Genomic DNA, 23,058 nt, shown 5'->3' with positions numbered 1-23,058 from the left:
TGCGCGCTACTTCTCGAGGGTAACGCGAACGTTAACGTCGCCGACCTCGGAGATCTTTGCGGCGATCATCTCCGGGGCTTCGAGGCCGAAATCGAGGCGATTTATCGGAATATCGCCGCCCAAGATAATGGTGTCACCATCGCGGACCACCTGGAAGTCCTGCGTCACGCTCTTGGTCTCGCCGTGGATGGTCAGGTCACCAGTCAGTGGGACGGTGACCAGTGAGCCGTCGTCAGGCACGGCGGAGACATCTGCTGGCTCGGTCAACGTGAAGGTCGACTCTGGGTACTTCGTTACCTCAAAGAGCTTCGACTTCATGTTCTGATCGCGCACCTTCTTGTCCGTGGTCAGGCTCGCCATGTCCACGGTGATGCTGGCTTCCTCAACGACCCCGTCCTTGATGGTTGCCTGGCCGGTGACATGCTTGGTGGAGCCAGACGTCGTGCGCTTATCCGCCGGCAGGATCTCGTCGATGGTAAACCCGGCTGAGGTGTAGTTATAGGCCGAACCTTGCACCACGTGCCATTCGCCATCAACATCTGTCGTTGCGGCATGGACCTTATCCGCGTTGATCGGCTCGGTCTTCACACCGCGGCCCATGATCACCGAAAACGCCAACGGTCCCAGGGCCAGTGCCGACGAGGCCAGAATCAGAACCACGAAGATACTGACAACCAGTTTGCGGTTACCTAATACGGATTTCATGTACTATCTCAATTCCTCAAGCTTACGAGCCAGTGCGACCAGTTCGGCACACAGCTGTTCCATCTCTTCAGCACTGGCGCTTTCCGACGCCGCCGTGGCCACGTCCTCGGCACAGCACCGGAGCTCAAAGAGACCGTCGCGGAGACGGTCCGCCTTGTCTGGAGTTAGGATGACAGCGTCCACGGGAATGGATGTCCCGACCACGTTGTGGCGCTGCTCGTATGCTCGTTGCTTGCACGAGGGCGAACAGAACTTGCGTGGCCTTCCCCGCCCGCCTTGTGCGATCTCTTTGCCGCACCACTGGCAGGTTGCCGTCCGGTGCCTCGAGGGCTTGCCGGGCTGCGGATCCTGTGTACCAATCACCTCACTCACCTTAGCCCATTAACCCGAGGGTGGGAACAAAGGCCGTGGGCCATTCGTTATAATGATAGAACTTTGGGTGATATAGGTCGACCCTGATCCCTTCCCTCAACGCTTGAAAAGGATGATGTTGCATGGCAGATCGCGTACTCCGTGGCAGCCGCATGGGCGCAGTGAGCTACGAAACCGACCGCGACCACGACTTGGCCCCGCGCCAGATGGTGAAATACCGCACCGAGGACGGCGACATCTACGAGGTGCCCTTCGCCGATGACGCGGAAATCCCCGAGGAGTGGATGTGCAAGAACGGTAAGCTCGGCACCCTTGTTGAGGGCGAGGGCGTTGAGTCCAAGCCGGTGAAGCCGCCGCGGACCCACTGGGATATGCTGCGCGAGCGCCGCTCCATTGAGGAGCTGGATGAACTGCTGACTGAACGCATCGAAAGCCTGCGTTCGCGTCGTCGGGCGGCAGCCCGCCTGCTCAAGGAGCAGAAGGAACAGGAAGAAAACGAAGGCTAAAAAGTCCGCCGCGCGCCGGTCCCACGGTCAAGGGGTAGTAGCTCCACAGAAGTGGAAGCCACTACCCTATTTGTCGTTTTGGGCCCTAAAGGCGAACGTCGCGCTAAGCACTGGCGGCTTCGTGCGGCGCTGAATTAAGTTCCGGCCACTGGAGAACCAGCTCGGCGAGATAGACCGCCAGGGCAGGTCCCAATACCGCGAGGAAGAACACATAGCCTCCCCACTGCGCCGGGAAAAAGAGCGGGAACAGCAACAAGAGTGCTGCCGGGGATACCGCCACTAGAGTACGCGGTAGGTGCGCTACCGCCTTCGTCATGGCGGCCGTGCACCGCTGGCTAAAACTCAGCCCCGGGGCATCGAGGTGGAAGAACCACACGCTGATGCAGCCCAGCACGAGGAGCCCAGAAACCAGCGCGGCACGCAGAACGACGCCCATTGTCCCGAAACCGGCCTTCGCGATGATGGCGAATTCATAGGCAGCTAAGGCGCCCAGTGCCAGGCAGATAAGCCACCAGGCGGTATTTGTTCCGGGGCGGGTCAAAAGGCCCCGAACGAAGGCCGCGCCGCGGCGTGAACCTTCTTCGCGGACCATCTGTCCGGTCACCGCGTGGGCGGTGCGCAGAGACATTCCCCCAGTCACCACGGGAAAGCACGTGATAACGAGGAGAACGTTGACGATGACAAGGTCAGCGAAAAGGCTCAGGGCGGCGTAGAACTTCGATTCGGGGCCGAGCAAGCGATTCATGGTTCTTTAACCTATCGCACTTGATTAGCCCTTCACGGCACCGGCCGCCACACCTTCGATGATGTGCTTCTGCGTGGAGAAGTAGAAGATGACGATGGGGATGATGGCGAGGACCAGCATGGCCATCATGGCACCCATGTCGCGGTTACCGTTGGAGCCGACGAAGGACTGGATGACCACCGGGATGGTCTTGTACCGAGTCGACAGACCAATGACCAAGTACGGCAGTAGGTAGTCGTTCCAAACCCACATGGCGTTGAGAATGGCCACGGTAATGGCCGTCGGCTTGAGCATGGGCCAGACGACGCGGAAGTAGTTTTGTAGCGGACCGCAGCCGTCGATCATCGCGGCTTCCTCGACATCCAAGGGGATCGACTTGACGAAGCCCGCAAACATAAACACCGACAGACCAGAACCGAATCCGAGGTAGAGCACCACGATGCCGATCGGGTTGTTGAGGTGGAGCATGTCTGCAATCTTGACCGTCGGGAACATGACCATCTGGAACGGGATAATCATGGACACCACGAAGAGGTAGTACAGAAGGTTTGTCCACCACGTCTTGACGCGCGTGATGTAGTAGGCGGTCATCGCGGAGAAGAACACGATGACGATGACGGACAGAATCGTGATGACGAAAGACCACAGGGTGGCTTCCAAGAAGCCCTGCTTGGTCAAGCCCACCATGAAGTTCTCGAAGCCGACCCAGGTTTCACCGATGGGAAGAGAGAAAGGATCGGAGGAGATAGCAAACTTGGACTTAAAGGAGTTAATGAAGATGAAGAGGATCGGCCCAAGGAAGACGATGGTGAAGAACACCAAGATGGCGTAGACCACGAACTTGGCGCCGCCAGACATCCGGGTCTTATTGTCCGAGGGAAGCTGGTGATCCTTCTTCTTCGAGGCCGGGACGGCCTGCGCTGAAGTGCTGGTAGTCATGACTTATGCCTCGATTTCCTTGGAGCGGGTCGCGCGCAGCTGGAAGTACGCGATGACGACCACGACGACGACGAAGATGACGGCCTTGGCCTGACCCACGCCCTCGACGTTCATACGGTTGAACAGCGTGTTAACGATGTTGAGCGCGACCATCTCAGTTTGTCCGCCGGGCGCGCCGTTGGTGAGCGCAAGGTTCTGGTCGAAGAGCTTGAACGAGTTCGACAAAGTCAGGAAGAGGCAGATAGTGATGGACGGCATGACCATCGGGATGGTGACATGGCGAAGCATCTCCCACTTGTTGACGCCGTCGAGCTCGGCTGCCTCGATGAGCTCAGGTGGGACATTCTGTAAGCCAGCGATGTAAATAATCATCATGTAGCCGATGAGCTGCCAGTTAAGCAGCATGATGAGGCCGGCGTAGCCGAACTTCCAGTCCGCGCTGATGGTCGTGGCATAGTGCGAGAGCACGGCGTTGATCATGGTCTGCCAGGTATAGCCCAGCACGATGCCGCCGATGAGGTTCGGCATAAAGAAGACCGTGCGGAAAAAGTTGGTTCCGCGGAGTTTGCGGGTCAGCATCCACGCCAAGAGGAAGGCGAAGACGTTGACGGTGATCACAGAAACGATGACCACGAGGACGGTGAAACCGAAGGCCGAGATGAAACCTTCGCGTTGGGAGAAAGCTTTGGCGTAGTTGTCGATGCCAACCCACTTGGCGTTGGTGATGGTGGTGAACTTCGTAAAAGAGAGGAAGAATCCCACGATGAACGGCACCAAGAAGGCAATCATGAATGCCAGAAGGGTGGGCAAGACAAAGACTGGGAAGTACTTCTTCAGCGTTGCTTGCATGGTGGTGAAACCTTAATTTCAAGTGGTGCCACACGCTTCCTAGCGGGAAGGCGTGTGGCGAGGGGGTGGGAACTTAAGGCCTAGCCCCAGTTGGATTCCTTCTCGGCAGCCCAGTTGTCCTTGAACTGCTTGACGACGTCCTCCCACTTCAGGGTGCCGGAGGCGTACTGCGACAGGGCCTGGCCGAAGTCATCCTTGAACTGCTGGGACGGGAAGTACTGGAAGTTCCACGGGTAGGTGGTCAGATCCTTGTTAGCGATAGCTTCCGCGACCTGCTCAGCGAGGGGATCATTCGGGGTGTCCTCGGCGGTGTAGCTTTCGAACGGTGCGATGAAGCCGAGGTCCTTAACCACGTGCTCCTTGCCAGTCTCGGAGGTAAACAACCAGTCCACGAAGTCCTTGGTGGCCTTCTGGTCGACTTCGGAGGCCTCAGAGTTCACACCCAAGTAGTTCTCGGTACCGACGTTGATGCCGTAGTTTTCTTCGTCCGGCAGGCCCATGTACATCGGCAGGAACTTGATCTTGTCTTCCTTGACCACGTTTCCAGAGGTCTCAGCGATCTGGGACCATGCCCAGTTACCGTTCTGGACCATGGCGGCCTTGCCCTGCGCAAACTCAGCCATGGAGTCAGACACGGTCTTGGAGGGGGCCAGGGTCTTCGCCACGGTGGAATTATCCAGGTAGAGGTCGAAGAGGTTCTTGAATTCCTTGTTGTAGGAGAAGTCGATTTCGTTGGTGTCCTCGACATTCTTGTCCTGGTACTCCTGCCAGATAGGAGCATTAGCCAGGTGAGTCTGCCAACGCCAGTCTTCGCCGGAAGTCAGCGAGGTGGAGGCGAAGGCGCCCTCGATGCCAAGCTCATCCTTCTTGGCCTGCATGTCCTCGGCGACTTCCTTGAGCTTCTGGTAGCTCTTGATTTCGTCGGTGGACTTGATCTTCGCGCCGGAGGTGGCGATGTACTTGTCGAAGATCTCGTCGTTGTAGATGATGCCGAAGCCCTCGACGGCGAACGGAACGCCACGTACCTCGCCATCTTCGGTGGTCAGCGGCGGAATATCGTCGGTGAGCTGCTTGGCTACCTCGGTATCCGACATATCTGCCATGTAGTCCTGCCAGGTGATGAAGCCAGCTGGGCCATTGACCTGGAAGAGAGTCGGGGCTTCGTCCTTGCCAATTTCTGCCTTGAGGGTCTGCTCATAGGAGCCGGAGGCGGCAGTGACGACCTTGACCTTGACGCCGGTCTCTTCAGTGTAGGCCTTTGCGATCTCCTGGTATGCGGCGTCCTGTTCGGGCTTGAAGTTCAGGAAGTATACATCGCCTTCCTCGTCGGTAGAGCCGGAGCACGCGACGAGACTTGCGGCGGCGAGCATGGAAGCCATGCTGATGGATGCGATGCGAGTAAGACGCTTCATGAGGTCCTCATCTTTCTTGATGAAAAGCGGGATGATGAGCCGAGATGGATACCCGGCCCGTATTCGGTTGTGTCTGGGATTCCTTCCGTGACGAAGGATTGTTCCCAGCGCCACCAAGTGCTTCATAGCGGATCGCAATCCAACTATGAACTGGTTAGCCTGTCTCCTACCTTAGTGAGGTATTCCACATAATCAAAAGAAAACGGACCTAAAACGCCCGATTGTGACCATATCCATATTCGGGCACGAAATCCTTCCCCATTTAAGGGGCAATCGGGCTTAAAACATACAAATCCATATAATAATCAGCTGAGAGCCGCGTTTTCGATCTGTGGTTTTGGAGGCCACTGGGGCACGCAGGCGGTTATGACAAGTCTCCCTTTGCGGGCTGTGCGTGGAGAAGCCGCGCCTCGTCTCGGCGGGCGGGCAGCACAGACTCAAGGTAGGATGCCGTCGCCTCCGGAAGGGACACGTCCTCTCCCCTCTCTTGGGCAAGGAACCAACGGTGGTCCACGATTTCGTGAAAAATCTGCGCGGGTTCGAGCTTCTGCAACATCTCTACGGGGACAGCGGCGATAGTCGGCTCATACTCTTGCGTCATCCACAGGTGCGCGGCCTGGGTAAGCCCCACGTGGGGCCCACATTCGACGGCTTGGTAGGCCTGGATGGAACCCAAGAGGCGCTGGGCTTGGTGCTCCTCGACGCTTAATCCCGTCAAACTCAATAACTGCGCGCGGTAGTGGCCGGGATCGACCACCACTGGGCGAATCCGCACCACGTGTTTCGAATCGTCCTTCGTGACCTTGAGCTCGCCTACATCGAAACCCAGCTGATTAAGGCGGTCAATCCGCTCGGAGACGCGCCAATACTCGCTGGCGTCCACGGATTCTTCGGCGGTTAGTTCCGTCCACAGCTCGAGGTAAGAGCTCTCAACCAGGCTGCCTAGGGCGATGACATCGATGGAGGAATCCAAGCATTCTCCTGCTTGCAGGTCCATGAGTTCACCGATGATGTTGACGCGGGCGATGTCGACGTCGTAAAGCCTGCGTGATTCGGAGAGATTGGGCTGGAACTCCCCCGTTTCGGCGTCGACAAGATAGGCCGAATAGGTCTCGGCGTCCCGCCGGAAGAGGGTGTTCGACAGCGATACATCGCCCCAATAGAAGTTCAGCAGATGCATGCGCACGAGTAGCACTGACAGGGCCCGGATTAGCTTTTCCGCCTCGACTACCGTGAGGTGTCGCGAGAAGATCTCGCGGTACGGTAGGGAAAACTCCAGGTGCTCAGTGACCAGCGCCGCGGTGAGCTCCCCGTAGCTCTCTTTGGCTGGGTGTCGGCCGGTAATCACGGCAACAGGGCGCACACTGGGTGCGCCAAGACGCTGCAGTTCGCGCAGCATTTTGTATTCGTGGTGGGCGGTACGCGCGCCGATTTCCTTGACCGCGACGATGCCGCGGTTAATCCCCACGAAACGCACGATGTGCCGGGAAATACCCCTAGGAAGGGCCGCGATGAGTTCAGCGGGCCACTGTTCCAGGGGCGTATCCCACGGCAGCGTCAGAAGTGCCGACGCGTACGTCGAGGAGGTGATACTCATAGACTCTTTCACGTCGAGTCACTCCACCTTCGTAGCTGAATTAATCCTGGCTCTATGCCTATCCGTGCTGCTTGGCTCGCAGTAGCCGGGCACGGGCTACGGCAGGCGCTTTCCAGTCGAGGCTGAGAAGTTGTGCTGGCCGCCTTCGACGATGCGTGCATAGAAAACGCTGCCCGGGGCGGGTGCGGTGTTCGGTGCGGAACGAACGACGATCTGACCGGATTCGGGGACATCCTCGCTCGAGGAGCCGAGGTCACCTTCGCCCACCAGCTTGCCGTAGAGGAAGGAATCAGAGCCAAGTTCCTCTACGAAGTCGAGCTTGATGGGAATGGAGTGGTCGGTGGATTCGCCCTCCGGGATGATCTCTAGGGCCTCCGGGCGGAAACCGATGGTGATGCGATCATTGTCTTCCGGGGTCATGGCCGCGATGGTTTCCGGGGACAGCTTGATGCGGGCGTGCCCCGAGGTAGCGTCACCATCCTTGACCGTAAAGGTACCGAGGTTCATGGCCGGGGAACCGATGAAGCCGGCGACGAAGACGTTGGCTGGGCGGTCGTAGAGCTCGCGGGGTGCGCCGACCTGCTGCAGGTAGCCGTCCTTGAGTACCGCGATGCGGTCACCCATGGTCAGTGCCTCGGTTTGGTCGTGGGTGACGTAGACGGTGGTGACCCCGAGCTTGCGCTGCAAAGCCGCGATCTGGGTACGCGTCTGCACACGCAGCTTGGCGTCGAGGTTGGACAGTGGCTCATCCATGAGGAAGACCTGGGGATTACGAACGATGGCGCGGCCCATGGCTACGCGCTGGCGCTGACCACCGGACAGGGCCTTCGGCTTGCGCTCCAAGAATTCGGTCAGGCCCAAGGTAGCGGCGGCTTCATCGACGCGCTTGTTGATCTCGTCCTGGGATTTGCCTGCGATCTTTAGCGCAAAACCCATGTTCTCGCGCACGGTCATGTGCGGGTAGAGAGCATAGTTCTGGAAGACCATAGCGATGTCTCGGTCACGCGGTGCGACGTGGGTGACGTCCTTGTCGCCGATGAAGATGGCACCGTCCGTGACGTTTTCCAAGCCGGCCAGCATGCGCAGCGTGGTGGATTTACCACAGCCGGATGGGCCGACCAAGACGAGGAACTCGCCGTCAGCGATTTCCAGGTTGAACTTCTTGACGGTGGGTTCTGTAGCTCCTGGATAGGTTAGGGATGCATCTTTGAACGTTACGGTTGCCATAGCAAACTCTCCTCCATCGGCAGGTACGTGCCGAACGATCCGTAGTGTGAGAATGAAGTGAAACAAGTCACTGTGCACCGGATAAAGTGCCACTTACGACATTAGCACCGATGGTGGTTATTACCACAAAAGCCCGAAAGCCATGACAGGCCTTCGGGCTCGTGGTGAGGAAAGCAGTTTTAGCGGTTGAGTGTGCCCTTCACCAAGTTGGATACCTCGGAGACAAAGTCGGAAACAGCAGTCTTAGCGTTGCTGAACTTGGGGCCAAGCTCCATGTCCTTTACCGTGCGTGAGGTGATCTTGGATACCTCAGAGGTAAAGTCGCTCACCTGCTCGGAGCGGTGCGCAACGCCCCACTTGGTGACCTCCAGCAGAGAATCCTTGACAAAAGAGCCGTCAAGCTTCGACTCACCCAGCTCTCGCTCGGTAAAGGTGATCGGTACCTCGCGGACATCGAAGCCATCTTTGATGGCGCGGAAGGCAACGTCAACCTGGAAAATGTAGCCGGCGTTAGAGAGCTCCTCGAAGTCTAGGTGCTCGAGTAGCTCGCGACGGAAGGCGCGGTAACCGGCGGTCATGTCGTTGATGCCGGCGCCCAAGGCGACCGAGATGTACTTGTTGCCCAGGCGAGAAAGCAGCTCGCGGTTGGCTGGCCAATTGACGGTCTCGCCGCCCGGAACATAGCGAGAGCCGATGACCAAGTCGGCACCCTTGTCAATTTCCTCCAACAGCAGGTGCAGCTGCTCCGGTGCGTGGGAGCCGTCAGCATCCATCTCGCACAGCACCTGGTAGTCCTTCTCCAGGCCCCACTTGAAACCGGCGATGTACGCGCCGAGAAGTCCGCCCTTGCCCTCACGGTGGAGAACGTGCAGGTGGGAGTCATCAGCGGCCAGCTTATCCGCCGCGTCACCGGTGCCGTCCGGGGAGTTATCGTCCACAATCAGGATGTGAACCTCCGGCGTTGCCTTGCGCACACGCCCGGTAATGAGCGGTAGGTTCTCAATCTCGTTGTAAGTAGGGATGATGACCAGGGTAGATTCGCGGGTCGAGCTCACTAGTTCCTTGCTCCTTTAGATTTCTTTTTCAGGCGCGCTGCGTCGTCCGGACAAGCGGGTGGAATAGATCGCATACAGCGCACAGACCGTTCCAATAATAGCCATGAGCCATTGCAGGAGCGAACCATAACGCACCGCAAATGTACGCCCTTCTCGCAGCGGAAGCTCTTCTTCGAGATATGCCGGTTCAAAGATACCGCTGGCCTGGCTCACTGAGCCATCCGGGTGGACGATGGCAGAGACCCCAGACGTAGCCGCCACAACGACGGCCCGATCCGCCTCGATCGCGCGCAAGCGGCTCATGGCCAACTGCTGGTAGGTCATGTCGGAGTCACTAAAGGTGGCATTGTTCGTCGGTGTCGTGAGGATCTGCGCCCCATTGTTGATGGCGGTTCGGAACGCCTGGTCAAAGCTGATCTCATAACACGTGGCAACGCCCACTGCGGTCCCAGCCATGGTGACCACGCCCGGACCGTCACCGGGCTTCATGTCGCCTGCCAGGTCCACCAGGTCGGTGATCTTCCTAAAGAAATCGCGCATCGGCATCGTCTCACCAAAAGGCTGCAGGTACTTCTTGTGGTGGTACTCCCCTGCCGAGCCATCCGGGTTAAACACCTGCATGGTGTTCCGTGCGCCAACCTCATCCTGGGTCAGCGTTCCGACGAGGATTGGTGCATCGATGTCGTGGGCGGCGCCGTCGATAAGCTCTCGGGCGTCCTCATTCGCAAAAGGGTTGATATCGGAGGAGTTCTCCGGCCAAATGACGATGTCTGGCTCAGCGCCATCCTGGGCTGCCTGCTCAGTGACCCGGACGTGGTTATCCAGCACCGCGCGGCGTTGGGCGGCAAAGTCAAGGCCCAGCCGTGGAACGTTTCCTTGCACTGCGGCGACCGTCACCGTGCCTGTTGTGCGGCCTGGGCGGTCCACGCTCTGTGCCGCCAATAATCCGGCAAGCATCGGCACGGCCAAGAACGCACATGCCAGGCGCGGTGAGCGGGCAAGCCCCACCATGCCCGCGCCTACGCAGACTACCGCGCAGGTAATGAGTGCCGGCCCGCCCCACGAGGCGAGATTGGCGAGTGGGCCCTCTATTTGCCCCCAAGCGAGGCGCACCCACGCAAAACCGCCAAAGGGCACTGAGGAGCGCAGCATTTCTACCGCCACGTAGAAGAACGGGAAGAGAGCGAAACCGTAGTTTAAGCGCAGCAGCGCCGCCCCGCCGATACCAAGGAGGATGCTGTACAGAGACAGGAATAAAGCGAGCGCAATATAGGGCATGTTGCCCACTAACTCACCAATCCATGGCAGCGTGAACAAGTACAACACCGCGCTATGTACACAAGCGACGAGGGCCGCCCACCCCAGACCGAGGGGTTTTCTCCACGGTGAGAGCGCTGCCACGAGCATCGCCATGCCGATTATGCCGGCGGCCCACCAGCCGCGTGGCTCAACGGCAAGGTAGGTCACCGCGCCCGACGCAGCAGCGAGAGCGAGCCGGGCCACAAGTACCAGCACTACTTCTTTCCGTCCTCAAAGTCTTCGGGCTTGACGTGTTGGGTCCACGTGCGGATTTCATCTTCATCCAAGACCTCATGCGACTGGCCAGTTTGATCCATGCCCCCCATTCCATCACCGCTGGCGCCTGCGTCAAAGGTGCCGAAGGAACCATAGGAATCGCGGTGCTGGGCCATGGGTGAGGCTTCGTACACGCGCACGCCCATGTTTTCGATCTTCCGGAACATCGATGCCGCAAGTAGCGTGCGGATGATGGACCGCGTGGGCGCAAAGATAAGCAGTGCTCCGAAGACCGTGGAGACAAATCCGGGCAGTGACAGCAGGATTCCGCCCACCATGGTCAGGCCAACGTTGCCTGCCGTCTTGCCCGGGGTGGGATCCTCCATGACGTACACACCGTCATCGGTTTGACGGATGCGGCTGACCATCATGCGGCGGACTTCCCAGCTGGCGATAGTCATGCCGAAGAGCATGGTCAGCGCCAAGGCAAGCAGCGCCCACAGCACACCAATCCACTCGGCAACGGCCCAAAAGGCCATAGTTTCTAGGAGGATGTACGCGATGAAGAGAACAAACGGCATGTCGCCCACCATACTTGCTGGGCTTGGCGCTTCGCAGGAGACCCTCCCGGAGCGACTAGACTGTCCCACCATGTCCCTCCCTGAGTCGAAGCATCCCGAATCCGCTACCTTGCGCTTCCATCCCGCCGGCGGCGTTGTCACCCCCGAGCAGTGGCTCGCTCTGGGCCAGGCCGCCAGAGAACATGGCGATGGCAATGTGTACCTAGAGCAGCACAGCGTCATCGGCCTGCGAGGCGTCGCCAATGCGCAGGTGCTTGGCGACGTCCCCCTGCCCACCACCGCCGCTCACGTGCTGGCCTCTCCCCTCTCGCTGCGCGCCCGTCAGGTAGCGCAGCGGATCGCGGAAGCCTTAGCCGACGTCGATCAGGATGCCCCTGCGATAGCCCGTGCCGCGCTTTTTGGTGTGGATAGCGGTGCTGGTGATCTCCTCTCGCACGGGGTGTCGGCTGGCCTTCAGCTCTCTGGTGATGAGGCGGAACACGATGAAGATACCGTCGCCGCACGCCTGATCCGCGACGGCGAGCCCACCGGGCCGCTGCTGGGGCTTGCGGATGCCATTTCCCAACTCGTGGACTTTGCGGAAAAGGTCTCTGCAGAGCACCTGCAGGACCTAGAACGTGTCTCGGATGCGGCAGGTTCAGCCCCCACTTCGCCTGCGCTGCCCATCGGCTGGCTGACTGAGCACACGAAGCCCGGCCGCGTCGATCTGGGCGCGGGCCTGCAGGATGGCGTGCTGCCCGGAGAATACGCTGGGCTTATCGCCCAGCTGGGCGTTTCCATCTCGGTAACCCCCTGGCGCGGATTGGTCATCCACGATCTAGCCGAGGGAGATGCTGACGTTGTGTTGCGCGTCCTTGCACCGCGCGGATTCATCTTCGATGCGAATTCTCCTGCCCTCGGGCACCGCTAGCGCGGCATGTGCCGCCAGATGGGACGCGGTACCAGCTTCATCACCCACGCTAAGAGCTGAAGAGGCCGTGGAATCCATAGCGTGCGGGAAGCCGGCCGCGAACCTGCCGAGGACTCAATGGCCTTGACCACCGCTTGGGCCACAACGTCAGGGGTAACGGACAAGGGCGCGGGTGTCATGCCTTGAGTCATCGAACCAATGACGAAGCCGGGGCGCGCGGTGATCAGCGCTAGGCCGCTGCCCTGCAATCGATCCGCTAAGCCTTGGCAGAAGGCATCCAGGCCCGCCTTGGTCGAGCCATAGACATAGTTGGCCCGGCGGGCCCGCCACCCAGCGATGGAGGAAAAGGCCACGATGTGCCCTCTCGTCATGACGTCGGCAAGCACGGTGAGCATGGATACCTGCGCTGCATAGTCCACCAGCGCTATGTCGAAGGCGTGGGCTTCGTCGTGCTCCGCGCGCTCCTGATCGCCCAGAATTCCGAAGGCGACGACGGCCGTGGTGATCTCTGCCCCTGCAAGTGCTGCAGCTTGTTCGATGACCGCGCGGTGGGAGGAAACTTCCGCGGCGTCGAAGGACAGCGTGTGAACGGAGGTGGCCCCGCTGCTCAGGAGTTCGGAGCGCAGCCCGTCCATACCGTGTTCGCCCCGCGCGGCGAGAACTACCGGGCGACCCTCACACAGCCGACGTGCAAGCTGTCCACCGATATCGCTGCGCCCGCCAAGGATCAGTAGCGCGCCAGTTTCTCCCATTAGCGCAACCCCCTCGGTGCCTGGTTCAGGGACTCATAGCCAGACTCGGTGGTCACCACGATGTCTTCAAGACGCATGCCCCACTTGCCCGGCACGTAGATACCCGGCTCGATCGAGAAGGCCATGGACTCGGCAAGCTCCAGCTCGTTTCCTTCCATGATGAAGGGCTCCTCGTGCGTCGACAGGCCAATGCCGTGTCCGGTGCGGTGCGTGAAGAACTCACCCCAACCGGCGTCTTCGATCACGCTGCGCGTGGCGCGGTCGATCTCCTGGGCGGTTGTGCCCGGGCGCGCAGCAGCTCGGCCGGCAGCCTGGGCCTTCTCTAGGACCGCGTAAGCCTCGCGAAACTCTGCCGGCGCGGCAGCAGGATCGGCGCCAACGACGTAGGTGCGGGTGCAGTCGGAGTGATAGCCCGAGGGCAGCGTGCCGCCAATATCCACCACCACGGGATCGCCGGCGGCGAGTACTCGGTCCCCAAAGTCATAGTGTGGATTGGCTCCATTCGGACCGGAGCCCACGATGATGAAATCCACCTCGCGGTGCTCGCGCAAAATGAGCTCCCGCACATCTGCGGCTACGTCGGCCTCGGTGCGCCCCGGCTGCAGGAGGCGCGGCACCTCGGCGTGGACAGCGTCGATAGCCGCCGCTGCAGTGCGTAGCTCAGCCACCTCATCTGGATCCTTGCGGGTAAAAAGCTCGGCGAGGGCCTCGGTGGCCAGAACATACTTTGCGGGGTGCTGTTCCTTCGCAGTACTAGCTTCGAGGTTGCCAATTGCGGACTGAAAGCGCAGCACGTGATCGGCGGTGAGTGAGGATCCCAAGGCAACGGTGGTAGGGCGCGCACCTTCCAAGGCCAGCGCATAGGGATCCTGCCCATCGCTCCATCCCACCAGCTGGGTCGCAACGCCCTGAAGCGACTCAATGTCGGTGCTGGGGGCGACGATTACCGGTTCGGCATCGGGACGGATAACCAAGCAGGTCAGGCGCTCGTGGGAGGAGACCCACGAACCGGTGAGGTACGCGAATTCGGCACCTGTACCCACTAACAGGATGTCGATGCCTTTAGCAGCTGCGATAGCGCGGGAACGGCTTAGTCGGGACGCATAATCAGTCATGACAGTTAGCCTACCGCCCGCCTTCGTCCAGTTAAGCTGGGAGGCGTGAATTCCCATCCCGCTGCCGTCAAGCTCCGGACTCGCTCAAGCTATTGCTCGGGAGTGCTCATCGATGCGTCCTTAAGACCCCGCTCCCAACAGGCAACCCGGTTGGTTCTGACCTGCGCGCACTTCTTCCGCGACGGTCTTGATAAGGGGGATCACTACAGGGTGAGTGGCGGGTTCAACCGGCGCGTGGCCGCCGTGCGCACGATTGATGGGACCGACATGGCGCTGTGCTTGCTCGACCGGCCGGCCCCGCCCCGGGACCTTCCTGGGCTTGCAGAAAGTACCCCGCCATTCCGCGCCCCAGTCACCACCTGGGGATATGGCGGAAAAGCTCGCCGTGCCCAACAGCGCAGTGGGCTTTTTCTCCTTCCCTTCTTCCGCACCTGGTCCATTGACTTCCGCACCACCGTCTCCCCCGCCGGATTTGTCTTCAACACGATTCCGGCAGTCAAAGGTGACTCGGGCGGTCCAGCTTTAGTCGATGACGCTGTTATCGGTACGCAAGCCCTCATCCTTAACCCGTTGGGGCGCAACCTCAAGCTCGCCACCGTGGCGCTCGTTTCGCCCCACCGCCAAGTACTCGCGGCGGCAGCCACGGCGCTGCTTCGCGGTGGCACCGAAGACTAGGCGCTAAGCCTAGGCGCCGATGGCGACGACGCCGCGCTGGATCGCGTCAATGGCGCGCCGGGCATTGCGACGAATTTCGTCCTCGTAGCCCGTCTTCGCCACCTGCTGGAGCAGGTCGATGACCTGGCGGCACCAGCGGACAAAGTCACCGGGGGTTAGCTCTGCACCAGACTCGTTAGCCGCGCCCATGCAATAGGCCAGCGGCGCGCCCGCCGTCCACTGGTGGATAGCTAGCGCGAAAGAAGGCTCCGGCTCCCTCGTTTGCGGCAGGTTATGGCGTTTCTCATCGGCGACGAGCTCGCTATAAATGCGCCACGTAGCGTCCATGGCGTTAGCCATCGCGTCAGTGGCCGCACCGGGTTCTCCGCGAGTGGTCTTGCGGTTTTCAAAGACACAGAGGGAGGCCACACCAGCCAGCTCCGCCGGGTCGAGGTCGTTCCAGATACCGCGCTTGAGGCATTGCGCCACCAGTAGGTCCGATTCGGAGTGGATTTTGGCCAGACGCTCGCCCTCATCCGTGATGACCGGCTCGCGGTTTTCGCCGTAACCATCAAACTCCACGTAGTCCATCTCCGCCAGAAGATCCACGATCCGCTCGAAAGTGCGGCCAAGAGTATCCGTGGCGCGCTCGACCTTATCCTCAAGCCTGGCTAGCTCGCGTTCGCGGCGCGCCAGCTTCTGCGCCACCCCGGCCAGCTGTTCGCGGTCGGTCGCGGGCCAATGGTGCACCGGATGTTCGCGGAGGGCATCGCGCAACTGCGCGATCTTCTTGTTGGGGCGATTCCGCGGCTCAGTGCGCATCTTCTTCGGACGCTTGTAGTAGTCGCGCTTGAAGGCCTCCTGGACAAATCGGGTATGGCGGCGCGGGTTCTTCTGCGCTGCGCGCGGGAGCTTCATGTGCCCAACGACGATTGGTGGATTATCGATGCCGGCGGAATCGATGCGTCCAGACCATCCCGTTTCAGTGGTTACCCAGGGGCGTGGATCAGCAGTCTGGTTGGCCGGAGTAATAACGACAGCCAGCGTTGGCCGTTTCTTGGTTGCGATGGCGATGACTTCACCCACCTGCAAGCGAGCCAGTACTGCGGCAACTTCCTTGTTTCTCTCCTCCTTCTTGAAGGCCCGCGCTGACTTCTCCTCCTCGGTCAGCGCTCGGCGCAGACGCATATAGTCCATGAGAATCTCAGCGGGGTCTTCGCCATCGGTGGCAGGCGGAGCCAAGTTATCTACGGCCTGCTCCAACTGTGCGCGTAGTTCGCGGACGCGGTGCTCAGCGCGTTCAATCTCGCGGGTTTCCTCCACAACGGATCCATCCGCCTGGTACTGGGCGAAAGACTTCTCCAGCAATCGGAGCGAGTCATCAAAGCCAAGCATGCCCAGCAGGTTGATAGCCATGTTGTAGCCGGGCTCGAAAGTGGAAATGAGCGGATAGGTACGAGTTGAGGCAAGCCCCGCCACCGCGGTGGGATCCATAGCGGGTGCCCATTGCACGACGGCATTGCCCAAGGTATCGATGCCTCGCCTACCGGCGCGGCCGGTGAGCTGTGTGTACTGGCCCGGTGTCAGGTCCACGTGTGCCTCGCCGTTAAATTTCACCAGTTTTTCCAGCACCACGGTGCGCGCCGGCATGTTGATTCCTAGGGCCAACGTTTCGGTGGCGAAGACTGCCCGCACGAGGCCCTTGACGAACAGTTCCTCTACGATGTGCCTAAAGGCCGGCAGCATTCCTGCGTGGTGAGCGGCGAAGCCACGCGAGAGTGCTTCGCGCCAACGTTTGAAATCAAGGACCTTGAGGTCTTCTTCCGGAATGCCTTCCACGCCCTTATCGACGATGGCCTTGATCGCAACAGCCTCCTCCTGGGAGGTCAGCACCATGCGGGAACGCAAGCACTGATACAGAGCACCGTCGCAGCCCGCGCGGGAGAAGATGAAGGTAATTGCCGGCAGCATCTCCATTGATTGCAGCTCTTTGAGAACCTCCGGGCGGCCAAGCGGACGGTAACGGTCCTGCGCACGAGGCGCGCCGCTGCGCCGATCACTGTGCCGGTCGTGGCGCCCGCCACCTTTGTGACGGGCGCGGGCGCGGAAGCTCGCGCGGTTCTGGGCATAGTCTGTGCGGCCATTATCGGTATCGCCCGCCTCTAGGCGCTGGATGCGCCGCGCCAGTTCAGCGTTTACCTGGCCGCCTGAGTCGGGTTCAAAGAGCGGATAGATTTTGCGGCCGACCATCATCCACTGATCCAGCGGAACGGGGCGCTTTTCGGTGACGATGACCTTGGTATCCCCACGCACGGTGGTCAGCCACCGGCCGAATTCCTCGGAGTTGGACACCGTTGCCGACAAACCAATGATGGAGACGTGCTCCTCAAGATTGAGGATGACCTCTTCCCACACTGCGCCGCGGGAGGCATCCGCGAGAAAGTGGATCTCATCCATCACCACGTGGGTCAGACGGTCGAGTGCGCCGGATCCTGCATAAATCATGTTGCGCAGGACCTCAGTGGTCATCACGAGGATGTCCGCGGAGGAGTTGATGGAGACATCACCGGTCAATAGCCCAACAGCATCCTCCCCATGTGCATCAACTAGGTCGTGATACTTCTGGTTACTCAGCGCCTTGATGGGAGTGGTGTAGAAACAGCGGGTTCCCTGGCGCAGCGCCAAAGACACCGCGAACTCACCGACTACGGTCTTACCTGCGCCCGTGGGAGCACAGACCAAAACGCCGTGACCGTCTTCCACGGCTTGGCATCCCTGGATCTGGAAGTCATCCAGTGAGTACGGTAGTGCTTGGGTGAACTCGTCCAGATGCGTCAGTGTCATAAGTCCCCAGGGTACCTGTCAGGCACCGCCTGCTAATACGCCGGTCCCTGGTGCCAAGCGGGAACGTTGAACAAGTTCCCTAAGAAGGCTGACGAGGCTAGAGAACGTCGTCGAAGAAGCCGCTCTGCGGGGGCTGAGTGTTCGTCTGTTGAGGCTTCGACACCCGAGCTTCACCGGTCGAAGCCGGGGGCACAGGCCTGGAAGATACTGGCCGCGAAGATGCAGAAACGTTATTGGACGCAGATACCGGTGTTGGTGCGCCAATGGCACCCGGACCTTCATCCAACGAGGAAGCAGTTTCATCATCCAGGTCCATCCAGTCTGGGCGCTCGCGCTTCTGCCGCTTATCGTTGATGCGGCAGAATTGGAAGGCTATCTCGACAAGGATTACGAGGGCACCGGCCAAGACCAACATTGAGAAGGGCTCTTGGCCCGGTGTGACAACCGCCGCGAAAATCATGATGGCGACAATGATGATGCGGCGCTTGTCCTTGACGTGGTCATACTCCAAGACACCAATCAGGTTGAGGCAGACCACGAGTAGTGGGATCTCAAAGCTCACGCCGAAAATCAGGAGCAACGCCAACAAGAAGTAGAAGTAACGCTCACCCGTCAGTGCCGCAGTCTGGTACTCGGAGCCCATCCCCATGAGGAACTCCAAGCCCACGGAAAGGATGACGTAGGCAAGAACCGCGCCGAGGACGAAAAGCAGAACCGCTGTCGAGACAAACAAGAAGGTAAAGCGGCGCTCGTTCTTGTGGAGGCCAGGCACGATGAAGGCCCAGATTTGGTAGAGCCAGACCGGTGAGGACAATACGGCGCCAGCCAACGCACCTACCTTGAGGCGCAATAACAGCATTTCGAACGGGCTAGTGGCAAGCAGGCGGCACTCACCGTCGGCGGTGAAAGAAACACGCTTTTCCTCAGGAAGCGAACAATAAGGACCGCGCAGGATTTCGCCCAGCGGTGACGTGCCAAACGGGGCGTTCTGATACCAGACGAAACCGATGATGGCGCCCACAACGAGAGCGAGAAGGGAAATGACGATGCGTCGGCGCAGCTCCTGGAGGTGCTGGACTAGGGTCATCTCCCCCGTTGGGTTCTTGGGCTTGCGGCGTAGCTTTGAGCTCCATTTTTGCTTCGGCGCGTTAGAAGCAGGGTTCGACGGTGTACTCGCGGTACTCAAAGCAAGACCTCCACAGAAAAGCCCACGACGGCAGGCGAGGCCCCAGCACGCCGAGGGACTCGGAATGTGGTCTGCCTGCCGGGAAAGATTATTAGTTCTGGTTTCCGTCAGCCGGCTTGGAAGTGCGCGGCTGCATCTCCGGGCTGTTCCAGAAGTCCTCGTCGGACTGCTTGGAGCCCGCGATCTGGCCCTGCTGCTCAGAGGTGTTGTTCTCCTCTTTCATCTCCTTGACTTCGGACTTGAAGATGCGCATAGACCGGCCCATGGAGCGAGCCAGCTCCGGCAGCTTCTTAGCGCCGAACAACAGCACGATCACGAGAACAACAAGGCCGATTTCCAAAGGTCCCACGGTCATTGAGGGTGCCCCTTCTTTCTTGGTCGATGAAGCGTGCTTGTTCACACAGCGCGACGCTGAGCGACGTGCACGCGGGAGAGCTCTTAGTCTGGCAGTTGAGTATAACGCTCCAGTGCTCGTTTTCTATGCTCCGAAATGGCGTCAACGAGCTTCTGCGGCCCCACTACCCGCATGCGATCAGCTTGGCCGAGCGCGAAACGGCTAAACCACGCCTCCGAGCCGACCGGCATCGTTGCAGCTATGAGGCCATTTTCTAGGGTCTCGCCAAGGGTGATGTCGTAGTGTTCCGCTAGCCAGGTGAATTCTTGGTGAATCTCCAGCTCCGCAACAAGAGTGTGATCTAGACCAAAGGGTGAATCTGGGTTGAAATCCAGTTCGCGCACATGTGGTGTCGCGGAAGCGTCGAGCACTTCGACATCACTCATCCGGTCAAGGCGGAACGTGCGGTGCTCCCCCACCGACTCGTCCCAGGCCACCAAATAGGGTTCGCCGTCCACGATAAAGATGCGGGCCGGATGCACGGTACGCTCACTCGTCCGGTTGGAGGACATACTCCAGTAGGTAAAACGCACTTGCCGGCGCTTGTCGACGGCCCCCGCCAACGCCGCTTGCACCTCAGACTCTTCGGGATCGGTCGTGGCCAGGGAGTCATAGATGGCGGCTGTCTTTTCATCCATGATCTCGCGCAGCTTCGCGGCGGCAGAGTGGACCGCGGAGACGTCGACAAGCCCCGGCATTGCCTCAAGGGACTCGAGCGTCAGCAACAATGCGCCGGCCTCAGTTGGGGTCAGGCGCAATGCCTGGGTCAGGCCCTGGTCGTTGTAGATCTCGATGCCATCGCGGTAGCTAAAGCTTAAGTCGATAAGGTCCTCGGTATTGCGGCCCACACCGGAGCAGAAGAGACGGTCGATAGCATCCTTAAGCTCAGCAGGGGTCATCCCTAAATCCTCGGCAGCCTCCATCGGAGTCAGCCCCGGGTGGTTACGCAGGTAAGGGATGAGGTTGAGGGAGCGAACAAGGGACTGCAGCTTGCGGGGTTGATCAACCATGGCGGGCCTCCTCGCCAGACGCTGATGATGGGTCATCACCGACACTTAGGAGTGCGATGATGTCGGCACGAACCTCGGGTGGCTCGATAACCACGACATCTGGTGCATAGCCAGCAGCGGTGCGCACCAACCAATCGTGGTGTACGTTGGTGAGTTCTAGAAGTCCATCCTCGCGCCTGCGTCCGGCGTCGACAAGCTCGGCGGCCTGCCCCTCGGGAACCTCGAGGACTGCATTTACCGTTTCGCCCCGCTCCAGCGCCTCTACAACGAGATCCTGCAGTGGTGCAGTGGGCTCGAGGTGCGTGGCCGCAGCGCGCGAGCGCCTGACGTTGTCCACGCGGGTAGCGCGAAAAGTTCGGGGAGCCTCGCGGTCCACATCCCAACCGACGAGATAAACACGATCCCGGTGGTTGACCAGCCCCCAGGGATCCATATGGCGGCGAACCGCCTCGGCAGAGGGCGTGGCGTAGTAATCGAAGGAAATGCGCAGCCCAGCACGCACTGCGGTGATGACTCCAGTGACGAGCTCTGGGCTCAACCTGGTCATGTCGTTGACTGCGGTGTACACCGGCGCTCCGCTCAAGTCGCGGGAGGCGCCTGAGGCTGCGATCTTGGTCCACGCGGAGAGACTGAAATCGCTTAAGCCTCCCGGAGTGCCGATGCCGCCGGCTACGCCGAGAACCATGGCCTCCTCCGGCGTGAAATCGACGGGAGGTAGCTGGTAGTTTTCGGGATCGAGCCGGTACAGCGAACCTTCCGCGCCGCTGCTGTGTACTACTGGCACACCGGCGCGCTGCAGGGTCACGATGTCGCGGGAAAGCTGCTTGTGAAAGGCTTCATCGCTGCGTGACTGGTAGCCCTCGACGTGGCTGCGGATCCACGCCGCGCTGCGGTCCGGAACCCCGCCTTGGTGCGCTGCCCCATGCAGGGCAAAGGTGAGGTTGGTGAGCCTTTCGATAGCGCGGTCTCTGACCGGCGTCCGGGCTGCAGTGCGATCTACTGAAGGCATAGTGGCAGGTTCCTTGATCAGCTCTACGGCTCTACGAGCCTGGGTGCGAACGCATGTAGTCTAACAACCCATCTAGGCGCGGGTCCTCGGACACAAAGGGGTCGGAGAACTCCTCGGTCATCGGTTCAGGCCGGTTGACCTTCATCCGCGTCCAATCCACCGTTACCGCGGCATCGAGCTCGCGGGCAACAGCGAGAAACTCCCCGCGCAGCTTGGCACGGGTGGTCTGCGGGGCGGTGTCGACTGCGGCGTTGATTGCAGCATCGTCGATCCAGCGTTTCACCATGCCGCGCTGCTCCAATACGCTGTAGAGGCCGCGACCTGGACGGATGTCATGGTAGGTCAGGTCAATCTGTGCCAGCTTGGGGTGCGACCAATCCCCGCCCAGGCGCTCGCGGTAGCGGTTCAGCAGGCTGCGCTTGATGACCCAATCGATCTCGCGGTCAACGCCGGAGAAATCCTGAGTGTCAATGGCCTGGAGGGTGCGCTTCCACAAGTCCACGACCCGGGCCAACTCAACCGTCGGAGTGCCTGCGTCCTCGCGGTGATCCAGCCAGCGCTCGGCAGCGGTACAGAGCTCCTGCTGCACGGCGAGCGCGGTGGTGCTGCCGCCTCCCTCAAGCGGAAGCTCGGTGCGGCCGGTGGGGTCGAGCGCGATGGCCCTAATGTGTTTAATTGGCTCGAGTACCGAGAATGCCGGCACCTCAAAACCGGCTTCCAGCATCTCCAGCATGAGCAGCGTGGAGCCAACTTTGAGGGCCATCGTGGGTTCGGCCATGTTGGAGTCGCCAACGATAACGTGCATGCGGCGGAAACGCTTGGAATCACCATGCGGTTCGTCGCGAGTATTGATGATGGGGCGCGAGCGAGTCGTCGCAGAGGACACACCTTCCCACACCTGGTCGGCACGTTGGGAGAGCACGAAACGCGCGGGTTCCTCTCCCTTGGCAGGTCTAACCATCCCTGCGCCACAGATGAGCTGGCGGGTGATCATGAACGGCAGCAGAGCTTTGCCGAGGTCCTTGAGCACCACGTGGCGGCCGATGAGGTAGTTCTCGTGGCAGCCGTAGGAATTGCCGGCCGAGTCCACATTGTTCTTGAACAAGTAGACAGCGCGCTTCTCCCCCTCCGCCGCCAGTGTTTCCTCCGCCTGCACGGCCATGCGATTGACCACAGCATCGCCGGCGCGCTCATAGGCAATGAGCTGGGTTAAGCTATCGCACTCCGCGGTAGCGATCTCCGGGTGGGAACCCACGTCGAGGTAGAGGCGGGAGGCGTTGGGACTAAAGATATTGGAGGAAGAGTACTTCGACACGATGGGCCGAAAAAGCACGCGGGCGATCTCATCCGGGGACATCACCCGCTGTCCATCGCTTGCGCTCGCTGTAATGCCGTACTCGGTTTCGATGCCCATAATCCGCCGTGCATAAACGGGGGCGCTATCGGAGGGCTGCTCCACCTTTATTCGCCGCCCTTTTGGACGTAGGAGCGCACGAACTCCTCGGCGTTGGACTCCAAAAGGCCGTCAATCTCATCGAGGAGGTCATCGGTACCCGCGCTGTTGATGCTGACTTGTCCGGCGTCGAACTCCGGAGTGTCGCCTCCTTGACCGTTGCCGCCACCGGCGTTGATCTGAGACTGCTGTCCGCTCATTCTTAAGAGCTCCTTTCGCGAGTGGAAA

23 protein-coding genes are annotated in these 23,058 nt (G+C 60.2%); 3 read left to right on the top strand and 20 right to left on the bottom strand.

The features are described 5' to 3' along the window. Positions 1–6: 6 nt before the first annotated feature. Both HMPREF2565_RS07250 and HMPREF2565_RS14225 read right to left on the bottom strand, forming a co-directional pair. Positions 7–705: a YceI family protein gene (locus HMPREF2565_RS07250; protein WP_070517786.1), complete on the bottom strand. Its 699-nt coding sequence runs from the start codon at positions 703–705 to the stop codon at positions 7–9. 3 nt (positions 706–708) lie between these two features. Then, positions 709–1,068, bottom strand: a complete 360-nt coding sequence (locus HMPREF2565_RS14225) for a hypothetical protein (RefSeq protein ID WP_046649171.1) — start codon at positions 1,066–1,068, stop codon at positions 709–711. A gap of 131 nt (positions 1,069–1,199) precedes the next feature. Between HMPREF2565_RS14225 and HMPREF2565_RS07240 the strand changes: the two genes are divergently transcribed. Next, positions 1,200–1,583, top strand: coding sequence for an RNA polymerase-binding protein RbpA (locus HMPREF2565_RS07240; protein WP_046649170.1), 384 nt, complete (start codon positions 1,200–1,202; stop codon positions 1,581–1,583). A gap of 103 nt (positions 1,584–1,686) precedes the next feature. Here the strand turns inward: HMPREF2565_RS07240 and musI are convergent, their stop codons facing one another. The 9 genes from musI to HMPREF2565_RS07195 form a co-directional block, all read right to left on the bottom strand. Further along, positions 1,687–2,328 (bottom strand): ABC transport system MusEFGK2I component MusI, encoded by a 642-nt coding sequence (musI, locus tag HMPREF2565_RS07235; protein ID WP_070517787.1) that lies wholly within the window; start codon positions 2,326–2,328, stop codon positions 1,687–1,689. Positions 2,329–2,352: 24 nt separating this feature from the next. Beyond that, on the bottom strand, positions 2,353–3,267 hold the full coding sequence (locus tag HMPREF2565_RS07230; RefSeq protein ID WP_049154663.1) for a carbohydrate ABC transporter permease: 915 nt from the start codon (positions 3,265–3,267) through the stop codon (positions 2,353–2,355). A gap of 3 nt (positions 3,268–3,270) precedes the next feature. Beyond that, a complete protein-coding gene (locus HMPREF2565_RS07225; RefSeq protein ID WP_046649167.1) occupies positions 3,271–4,116 on the bottom strand; it encodes a carbohydrate ABC transporter permease in 846 nt (281 codons plus the stop codon). An 80-nt stretch (positions 4,117–4,196) separates the two neighbouring features. Then, positions 4,197–5,528, bottom strand: coding sequence for an ABC transporter substrate-binding protein (locus tag HMPREF2565_RS07220; protein WP_070517788.1), 1,332 nt, complete (start codon positions 5,526–5,528; stop codon positions 4,197–4,199). A gap of 364 nt (positions 5,529–5,892) precedes the next feature. Then, positions 5,893–7,137, bottom strand: a complete 1,245-nt coding sequence (locus HMPREF2565_RS07215; protein ID WP_070517789.1) for a DUF4032 domain-containing protein — start codon at positions 7,135–7,137, stop codon at positions 5,893–5,895. 84 nt (positions 7,138–7,221) lie between these two features. Continuing rightward, positions 7,222–8,352 (bottom strand): ABC transporter ATP-binding protein, encoded by a 1,131-nt coding sequence (locus tag HMPREF2565_RS07210; RefSeq protein ID WP_049157728.1) that lies wholly within the window; start codon positions 8,350–8,352, stop codon positions 7,222–7,224. A gap of 179 nt (positions 8,353–8,531) precedes the next feature. Next, a complete protein-coding gene (locus HMPREF2565_RS07205) occupies positions 8,532–9,407 on the bottom strand; it encodes a polyprenol monophosphomannose synthase (RefSeq protein ID WP_071407082.1) in 876 nt (291 codons plus the stop codon). A 15-nt stretch (positions 9,408–9,422) separates the two neighbouring features. Next, on the bottom strand, positions 9,423–10,922 hold the full coding sequence (gene lnt / locus HMPREF2565_RS07200) for an apolipoprotein N-acyltransferase (protein ID WP_070517791.1): 1,500 nt from the start codon (positions 10,920–10,922) through the stop codon (positions 9,423–9,425). Beyond that, positions 10,922–11,503 (bottom strand): FxsA family protein, encoded by a 582-nt coding sequence (locus tag HMPREF2565_RS07195; RefSeq protein WP_070511899.1) that lies wholly within the window; start codon positions 11,501–11,503, stop codon positions 10,922–10,924. Before HMPREF2565_RS07195 ends, lnt begins: the two co-directional genes overlap by 1 nt. Before the next feature lie 70 nt (positions 11,504–11,573). Between HMPREF2565_RS07195 and HMPREF2565_RS07190 the strand changes: the two genes are divergently transcribed. After that, positions 11,574–12,413: a cobalamin biosynthesis protein gene (locus tag HMPREF2565_RS07190; RefSeq protein WP_046649160.1), complete on the top strand. Its 840-nt coding sequence runs from the start codon at positions 11,574–11,576 to the stop codon at positions 12,411–12,413. Here the strand turns inward: HMPREF2565_RS07190 and HMPREF2565_RS07185 are convergent. Next, complete coding sequence (locus HMPREF2565_RS07185) at positions 12,410–13,165, bottom strand: SDR family oxidoreductase (protein ID WP_071407081.1); 756 nt, start codon at positions 13,163–13,165, stop codon at positions 12,410–12,412. The two genes, HMPREF2565_RS07190 and HMPREF2565_RS07185, sit on opposite strands and share 4 nt — an antisense overlap. Continuing rightward, positions 13,165–14,280, bottom strand: coding sequence for a M24 family metallopeptidase (locus HMPREF2565_RS07180; RefSeq protein WP_071407080.1), 1,116 nt, complete (start codon positions 14,278–14,280; stop codon positions 13,165–13,167). Before HMPREF2565_RS07180 ends, HMPREF2565_RS07185 begins: the two co-directional genes overlap by 1 nt. A gap of 45 nt (positions 14,281–14,325) precedes the next feature. Between HMPREF2565_RS07180 and HMPREF2565_RS07175 the strand changes: the two genes are divergently transcribed. After that, positions 14,326–14,955, top strand: coding sequence for a trypsin-like peptidase domain-containing protein (locus HMPREF2565_RS07175; protein ID WP_232761031.1), 630 nt, complete (start codon positions 14,326–14,328; stop codon positions 14,953–14,955). A 9-nt stretch (positions 14,956–14,964) separates the two neighbouring features. Here HMPREF2565_RS07175 and HMPREF2565_RS07170 read toward each other — a convergent pair whose 3' ends face one another. The 7 genes from HMPREF2565_RS07170 to HMPREF2565_RS07140 all read right to left on the bottom strand — a co-directional run bounded on the left by HMPREF2565_RS07170 (position 14,965) and on the right by HMPREF2565_RS07140 (position 23,030). Beyond that, complete coding sequence (locus tag HMPREF2565_RS07170; RefSeq protein WP_071407079.1) at positions 14,965–17,778, bottom strand: DEAD/DEAH box helicase; 2,814 nt, start codon at positions 17,776–17,778, stop codon at positions 14,965–14,967. 97 nt (positions 17,779–17,875) lie between these two features. Next, on the bottom strand, positions 17,876–18,865 hold the full coding sequence (tatC, locus tag HMPREF2565_RS07165; RefSeq protein ID WP_071407078.1) for a twin-arginine translocase subunit TatC: 990 nt from the start codon (positions 18,863–18,865) through the stop codon (positions 17,876–17,878). A gap of 190 nt (positions 18,866–19,055) precedes the next feature. Then, positions 19,056–19,319, bottom strand: a complete 264-nt coding sequence (tatA, locus tag HMPREF2565_RS07160; RefSeq protein ID WP_046649155.1) for a Sec-independent protein translocase subunit TatA — start codon at positions 19,317–19,319, stop codon at positions 19,056–19,058. 83 nt (positions 19,320–19,402) lie between these two features. After that, positions 19,403–20,368 (bottom strand): helix-turn-helix transcriptional regulator, encoded by a 966-nt coding sequence (locus tag HMPREF2565_RS07155; protein ID WP_049157708.1) that lies wholly within the window; start codon positions 20,366–20,368, stop codon positions 19,403–19,405. Beyond that, positions 20,361–21,377 carry a helix-turn-helix transcriptional regulator gene (locus HMPREF2565_RS07150; protein WP_049157706.1) on the bottom strand — a complete coding sequence of 339 codons (1,017 nt, stop codon included), beginning with the start codon at positions 21,375–21,377 and terminating at the stop codon, positions 20,361–20,363. Before HMPREF2565_RS07150 ends, HMPREF2565_RS07155 begins: the two co-directional genes overlap by 8 nt. 31 nt (positions 21,378–21,408) lie before the next feature. Then, complete coding sequence (gene pafA / locus HMPREF2565_RS07145; protein ID WP_049157703.1) at positions 21,409–22,791, bottom strand: Pup--protein ligase; 1,383 nt, start codon at positions 22,789–22,791, stop codon at positions 21,409–21,411. A 47-nt stretch (positions 22,792–22,838) separates the two neighbouring features. Further along, entirely contained in the window at positions 22,839–23,030 is a 192-nt protein-coding gene (locus tag HMPREF2565_RS07140; protein WP_010186632.1) for a ubiquitin-like protein Pup, read from the bottom strand. Positions 23,031–23,058 lie beyond the last annotated feature (28 nt).

It is taken from the genome of Corynebacterium sp. HMSC072A04, from assembly GCF_001809235.1.
Taxonomy (GTDB): Bacteria; Actinomycetota; Actinomycetes; order Mycobacteriales; family Mycobacteriaceae; genus Corynebacterium; species Corynebacterium hiratae.
The sequence above is the reverse complement of the archived record's forward strand: the minus strand, read 5'-3'. Positions and strand labels throughout refer to the sequence as shown.